This is a genomic window from Streptomyces sp. NPDC056948 (assembly GCF_042674225.1).
Lineage (GTDB): Bacteria > Actinomycetota > Actinomycetes > Streptomycetales > Streptomycetaceae > Streptomyces > Streptomyces purpurascens.
Map to the genome: position 1 here is coordinate 1 of NZ_JBHUQX010000470.1, position 6,691 is coordinate 6,691.

Consider the following 6,691-nt stretch of genomic DNA (forward strand, 5'->3'; position numbering starts at 1 on the left):
AGCGGTTCTTCATCGAGCACTTCGGCATCGAGACCAAGGGCGTCTGGCTGCCGGACTCCTTCGGCTACAACGCGGCCTACCCGCAGATCGCCAAGCTCGCCGGCAACGAGTGGTTCCTCACCCAGAAGATCTCCTGGAACCAGACCAACAAGTTCCCCCACCACACCTTCTGGTGGGAGGGCATCGACGGCACCCGCATCTTCACCCACTTCCCGCCGGTCGACACCTACAACGCCCGTTTCAGCGGCGAGGAGATGTCCCGCGCGGTCCGCAACTACTCCGAGAAGGGCGGCGCCAGCCGCTCCCTGGCCCCCTTCGGCTGGGGCGACGGCGGTGGCGGCCCCACCCGCGAGATCATGGAGCGCGCCCGCCGGCTGGCGGACCTGGAGGGCTCCGCGAAGGTCGTCGTCGAACACCCCGACGAGTTCTTCGCCAAGGCCCGCGAGGAGTACCCGGACGCGCCCGTGTGGGTCGGCGAGCTCTACCTGGAGCTGCACCGCGCCACCTACACCTCCCAGGCCCGCACCAAGCAGGGCAACCGCCGCTCCGAGCACCTCCTGCGCGAGGCCGAGCTGTGGGCGACGACGGCCGCGCTGCACGCACCCGGGTACGCGTACCCCCACGAGAAGCTGGACCGGCTCTGGAAGACGGTGCTGCTGCACCAGTTCCACGACATCCTGCCCGGCTCCTCCATCGCCTGGGTGCACCGCGAGGCCGAGGCCGAGTACGCACGAGTCGCCGGGGAACTGCACACGCTGACAGCCGAGGCGGTGGCCGCGCTCGGCGCCGGCGAGACCCGCGCCTTCAACACCAGCCCCTACGACCGGGCCGAGGTGGTCCGCACCGCCGACGGCACACCGGTGTACGTGGAGGTGCCCGCGAACGGCTCCGCGCCCCTCGCCGACGCCCGGCCCCAGCGGCCCGTGACGGTGAGCGGCCGGGTGCTCGACAACGGGCTGGTCCGCGTGGAGATCGCCGAGGACGGCACCCTGTCGTCCGTGCGCGACCTGCGCGCGAACCGCGAGGTCCTGGCCGACCGGGGCAACCTGCTGCGGCTGCACACCGACCTGCCCAACTACTGGGACGCCTGGGACATCGACAAGCACTACCAGAATCGCTACACGGACCTGTTGGACGCCTCGTCCGTCACGGTCGTCGAGCAGGACCCGCTGATCGGCGCGGTCCGCGTCGAGCGGTCCTTCGGCAAGGGCTCCACGATCATCCAGACGATCACCGTCCGCGCCGGCAGCCCCCGGATCGACATCGAGACGGACATCGACTGGCACGAGACCGAGAAGATCCTCAAGGCGGCCTTCCCGGTCGACATCCGCGCCCCGCACTCCTCCGCCGAGATCCAGTTCGGCCACATCCAGCGGCCCACCCACACCAACACGAGCTGGGAGGCGGCCCGCTTCGAGGTCTCCGGCCACCGCTGGGTGCACCTCGGCGAACCCGGCTACGGCGTCGCGGTCATCAACGACTCGACGTACGGCCACGACGTCTCCCGCACGGTCCGCGAGGACGGGGGCACCACGACCACCGTCCGCCTCAGCCTGGTCCGCGCCCCGCGCATCCCGGACCCCGAGGCCGACCAGGGCCGCCACCGCTTCACCTACGCGCTGCTGCCCGGCGCGACCGTCGAGGACGCCGTCGCCGGGGGCTACGCCCTCAACCTGCCGCTCCGGGTGGCCGAAGCGGCAGGCGCCCCCGCACCGGTCGTCTCCGTCGAGGGCGAGGGCGTGACCGTGGAGGCGGTCAAGCTCGCCGACGACACCTCGGGCGATGTCGTGGTACGGCTCTACGAGTCCCGCGGCGGCCGTGCCCAGGGCGTCCTGCGCACCGGCTTCCCGCTCGCCGGCGCACAGATCACCGACCTGCTGGAGCGGCCCCTCGAGGACGCGGACCTCACCGCCGGCGGTGTCTCCGTCGCCCTGCGGCCCTTCCAGATCCTCACACTGCGTCTGCGCAGGGGCTGACCCATGGCCATGCAGCCCTGGTTCACCGACGCCAAGCTGGGGATCTTCATCCACTGGGGCATCTACGCCGTCGACGGCGTACAGGAGTCCTGGTCGTTCTACGACGACATCGTCCCCTACGACCGGTACATGTCCCAGTTCGACCGCTTCACGGCCTCCCGCTACGACCCGCGCGACTGGGCGGAGCTCTTCGCGCGGGCCGGCGCCCGGTACGCCGTGCTGACCAGCCGCCACCACGACGGCGTCGCCCTGTGGGACACGGCCCACGGCGACCTGAACGTGGGCCGCGATCTGATCGGCGGCTACGCGGACGCCCTGCGCGAGCAGGGCCTCAAGGTCGGCCTCTACTACTCGCACTCGGACTGGAGCCACCCCGACTACGCCTCCACTCGCAAGCCCGGCCGCCCGCCGGAGCTGGAGGACAACCGCTACTCCGAGGTCGCCGCCGAGTTCGAGGACCTGGACGCCTGGGAACGCTTCCTGGCCTACCGGGACGGCCAGCTGCGGGAGCTGGTGTCACGTTACAAGCCCGACCTGCTGTGGTTCGACGGCGAGTGGGACCGCAGCGAGGAGCAGTGGCGCATCCCCGAACTCGCCGCCCTGATCCGCTCCGAGGTCCCGGACGTCGTCTTCAACGCCCGCATGCTGAGCGAGGGCGACTACGCCACCCCGGAACAGGGCGCACCCGTCATCCCGCCGGAGGGCCCCTGGGAACTCTGCCTCACGGTCAACGACTCCTGGGGCCACCAGCACCACGACCACAACCACAAGTCGGTCGACCAGCTCATCCGCTACTTCACCGAGACCATCGGCGGCGGAGGCAATCTGCTCCTCAGTGTCGGCCCGCGCGAGGACGGCACCATCCCGGCCGAGCAGGCGGAGCGGCTCGAGGGACTCGGCGCCTGGATCGCCAAGCACGCGGAAGCGGTGTACGGCACCGTCCGGGGACTCCCGCCGGGCCACCACTACGGCCCGAGCACCCTCTCCCAGGACCGGCGCACCCTGTACCTGACCCTGTTCGACGCACCACGCGCCGAGATCAACGTCCGCGGCCTGCTCAGCAAGGTGCGCGGGGTCTCGGTCCTCGGCAGCGGCACGGAACTGCCCCACCGCGTCACCGGCGGCCTGCACGAGACACCGGGCATCCTCTGGATCGAACCGCCGGCGGCGGCGGATCTCGACCCGTACGCCACGGTGCTGGCCGTCGAACTGGAAGGGGAACTGGAGCTGTACCGCGGCGCGGGCCGGTTCTGACGAAAGTTTAAGAAAGCGGTGAAAGGCCTGGTCACGGGCGGTATGTGGACGTCCGTGAGCAGGCCGGTTCGCCTGTGCGACACCTGCGGTTCGCCCGGTCCCCCTGGGATCGGAACGCACAGCGAAAGAAAGGTGTCACCGTGCGAGACCCGCGCATGTCCGCCCTCGGCAAGGGACTGAAGCGTCGCGGAAGGCTGGTGATAGAGGCGGTAAGTCCTCCGCGCCGGGACCTCGACGCCATCCCCGGCCCCCGCCCGGACGCCGACACCTACACCGCCCCGACCGCTCCCCGGCTGGTGGACTCGCCGGTCTTCGTGCTGTCGTCGGTGCGCTCCGGTTCGACCCTGCTGCGCGTCCTGCTCAACAGCCACAGCCGCATCCGCGCCCCGCACGAGATGCACCTGCGCACCGTGCACGTCAGCCTGTCCCGCGACTTCACAGCGGACGCCATGCAGGCGCTCCAGCTCGACAAGGACGAGCTGGAACACGTGCTGTGGGACCGGGTGCTGAACCTCGAACTCACCCGCAGCGGCAAGGACGTCATCGTCGACAAGACCCCGCCGAACACCCTCATCTGGCCCCGCCTGCGCCGATGTTGGCCGAACGCCCGCTACATCCTGCTGCTCCGCCATCCCGGCGCGGTCGTCGCCTCCCTCACCAGCCGTCGCACCGACCCCGATCACGAGGCCGTCCGCGCCGAGGTCCTCGAGTACAGCGAGAAGCTGGAGGAGGCCCGCCGGAACCTCGACCCGTACGTGATCACGTACGAGGAGCTCACCGCCGCACCGGAGAAGGTCACCCGCGGCATCTGCGACCACCTCGGCGTGCCCTGGGAGCCCGGCATGCTCGACTACGGCAGCAAGGACCACGGCACCTTCCGCCCCCAGCTCGGCGACTGGTCCAGCACCATCAAGTCCGGCCGCATCCAGACGGCCCGCACCGCCGACCCGGACGTCGAACTGCCCCCACGCCTGAAGGAACTGGCCCAGGCGTGGGGGTACAGCGCTTAGCAGGCCCTAGAGGGGCAGGGCCCCGACCGCGGCCTGCGGGGCCGCCCCGACGGAGTCGGCCGGCACCGGCGGCAGCGGTTCGGCCGCCTCCGCCCGCTGCTGCGGCAGCGACACCGAACGCAGCGGGCGCAGCCCCGACACCACCGTGTAGTCCTGGCCCAGGAACGGCGGAACCACCTCGCCCGGGTCCTCGCCGAGCGCCAGCCGCACGGCCGCCCAAGGAGCGTTGACGCCGCACAGGGAGAGCTGGTGCAGGCCGCCGGCCGGGCGGGTGTTGACGTCCATGAGGACCGGCCGGTCGCCGAACATCCGGAACTGGATGTTGGACAGGTAGTGCAGACCGAAGCCCTCCGCGATCCGCCGGGCCGGGTCCAGCCACTGCTCGTGCAGCGTGAAGCCCCGGCGGCGGCCGTTCTTGGTGCGGCCGATGGCCATCCGGACCCGGTTGTCCGGACCGGTCAGGCAGTCCACCGACACCTCGGGCTGCTCCAGGCGCGGCATCACCAGCCAGTCCACCTGCTCCTCGGCCTGCCGCAGCGCCTCCAGCACCAGCTCGAGCGGCACGTACGGACTGGGGAACCCGTCCAGCTGCGACAGCGAGAAGGGCGAGCGCGTGATCACGCGGAAGCCCACCCCGCCCGCTCCGGACGCCGGCTTGAAGCACGCCTTGTGCCCGCCGGCCTCCAACTCCTCGACGGCGGCGACCAGTTCGTCCTCCGAGCGGACCCGGTACCACGGCGGCACCGGCACGCCGATCGCCTGGACCGCCTCGTAGGCGATCACCTTGTCGTGGAAGACGGCCACCGCCTCGGGCGGGGGCGCCAGCACCGCCGTACCCGCCGCCTCGAACTCGGCGCGGTGCGCCACGATCGCCGACTGGTGCAGCCGGGGCACGAACACATCGATGCCGCGCCGCGCGCACTGGACCAGCGCGTACTCGACGTACCCGGCCGGGGACAGGCCCTCGGGCTCCAGCTCGGCGGTGTCGGCGGCGGCCAGCACGGGGGAGTCGGGGTCGCCGTGGGTGGCATGGATGTCGACGGCCCGGTCGCTGGGATTTCTCCGCAGCTGATCCATGAAGAACACGTTCTCCGCGTACGTGCGGTTGAGCCAGACGCGTACGCGAGAGACCATGCAGGCCGCCTTTCAAGGTTCGCGGGCAGGGCTGAGCAGCCCGTGCCCGGGCAGGATGAATGTGGGTACACCAAACCGCCCCTGCGAAGGGAGTTCTCAGCGGTGGTGTTGCGGCCGATCATACGGCTTCGGCGGGCCCTCTCGTGCAACGCGCGTGTGAAGGATTCCTCCCTCGCGGCCATCCGGCCGGTCTTGTCCCCGGACGCCGAGATGTGATCTCTTGGTGGCGTTCGTGTGTGCGGAGGGGGATGAAGGGTGACATCGACGGCCGGTGGCGCCGGACAACTGCTGGCCATCAGCGATCTGCACATCGGCTACCCGGAGAACCGCGCCCTGGTCGAGCGCATGGAGCCCGTGACGGACGACGACTGGCTGCTCGTGGCAGGTGACGTCGCGGAGACCGTGGCCGACATCCGCTGGACCCTCAAGACGCTCGCGGGCCGCTTCCGCAAGGTCGTCTGGGTGCCCGGGAACCACGAGCTGTGGACCCATCCGAGCGACTCCGTCACCCTGCGCGGTGTCGCCCGATACGAGTACCTGGTCGAGCTGTGCCGTGAAATCGGCGTGACGACACCCGAGGACCCCTACCCCGTCTGGGACGGCCCCGGCGGCCCGGTGGCCGTCGCCCCGCTGTTCCTGCTGTACGACTACTCGTTCCTGCCGACCGGGTGCACGACCAAGGAGCAGGGACTGGAGTACGCCCGCGGCACGGGGATCGTGTGCTCCGACGAGTATCTGCTGCACCCCGACCCGTACCCGAGCCGAGAGGCCTGGTGCCGGGCCCGGGTCGCCGAGACCGAACGCAGACTCGCCGAGCTGCCCGGCGATCTGCCCGTGATCCCCGTCAACCACTACCCGCTGGACCGGCATCCGATGGACGTCCTGTGGCACCCCGAGTTCGCCATGTGGTGCGGCACCGGCCTGACCGCCGACTGGCACCGGCGGTTCCGCGTCCACACGATGGTCTACGGCCACCTGCACATCCCCCGCACCACCTGGCACGAGGGCGTGCGCTTCGAGGAGGTGTCGGTGGGCTATCCCCGAGAGTGGCGCAAGCGGCCCGGGCCGCCGGGGCGGCTGCGGCGCATCCTGCCGGGGGAGGGCGAGGAGCGGTGATCGAGGAACTGCTGCCCGCGAGCGTGGTCACCGTCGAGGCCTACGGCCAGGATGGCGCGGACACCCCGCTGTACCCCGAGGAGGCGGCGCTGGTGTCGCGGGCGGTCGCCAAGCGCCGGCGGGAGTTCGCCGTCGTACGCTCCTGCGCCCGCCGCGCCATGGAGAAGCTCGGTGTGCCGCCGCAGCCGATCCTGCCCGGGG

At 71.0% G+C, this 6,691-nt stretch carries 5 protein-coding genes and 1 pseudogene; 5 read left to right on the forward strand and 1 reads right to left on the reverse strand.

Annotated features, from left to right (window positions below; translation table 11 throughout):
• The 3 genes from ACFTZL_RS38530 to ACFTZL_RS38540 all read left to right on the forward strand — a co-directional run.
• Nucleotides 1-1,976, forward strand: a 1,976-nt coding sequence (locus ACFTZL_RS38530; RefSeq protein ID WP_382593201.1) for an alpha-mannosidase, incomplete at its 5' end; no start/stop codon positions are given.
• Nucleotides 1,977-1,979: 3 nt separating this feature from the next.
• Nucleotides 1,980-3,230, forward strand: coding sequence for an alpha-L-fucosidase (locus ACFTZL_RS38535; RefSeq protein WP_382593204.1), 1,251 nt, complete (start codon nt 1,980-1,982; stop codon nt 3,228-3,230).
• 140 nt (nt 3,231-3,370) lie between these two features.
• Complete coding sequence (locus ACFTZL_RS38540; RefSeq protein ID WP_382593206.1) at nt 3,371-4,240, forward strand: sulfotransferase family protein; 870 nt, start codon at nt 3,371-3,373, stop codon at nt 4,238-4,240.
• Between the two features lie 6 nt (nt 4,241-4,246).
• Here the strand turns inward: ACFTZL_RS38540 and ACFTZL_RS38545 are convergent, their stop codons facing one another.
• The gene (locus ACFTZL_RS38545) at nt 4,247-5,374 is read right to left on the reverse strand and encodes an ATP-grasp domain-containing protein (RefSeq protein ID WP_382593209.1); all 1,128 of its coding nucleotides are present in this window, start codon (nt 5,372-5,374) and stop codon (nt 4,247-4,249) included.
• 255 nt (nt 5,375-5,629) lie between these two features.
• Between ACFTZL_RS38545 and ACFTZL_RS38550 the strand changes: the two genes are divergently transcribed.
• Both ACFTZL_RS38550 and ACFTZL_RS38555 read left to right on the forward strand, forming a co-directional pair.
• Nucleotides 5,630-6,490 (forward strand): metallophosphoesterase family protein, encoded by an 861-nt coding sequence (locus ACFTZL_RS38550; protein ID WP_382593212.1) that lies wholly within the window; start codon nt 5,630-5,632, stop codon nt 6,488-6,490.
• Nucleotides 6,487-6,691 (forward strand): annotated as a pseudogene (locus ACFTZL_RS38555) (4'-phosphopantetheinyl transferase); the annotation flags it as partial. The gene ACFTZL_RS38550 and the pseudogene ACFTZL_RS38555, both read left to right, overlap by 4 nt.

What these genes read in the sequence shown, in the direction of transcription:
- ACFTZL_RS38535 (WP_382593204.1), top strand. Translation starts at nt 1,980, where the DNA reads ATGGCCATGCAGCCCTGGTTCACCGACGCCAAGCTGGGGATCTTCATC.
- ACFTZL_RS38545 (WP_382593209.1), bottom strand. Translation starts at nt 5,374, where the DNA reads ATGGTCTCTCGCGTACGCGTCTGGCTCAACCGCACGTACGCGGAGAAC.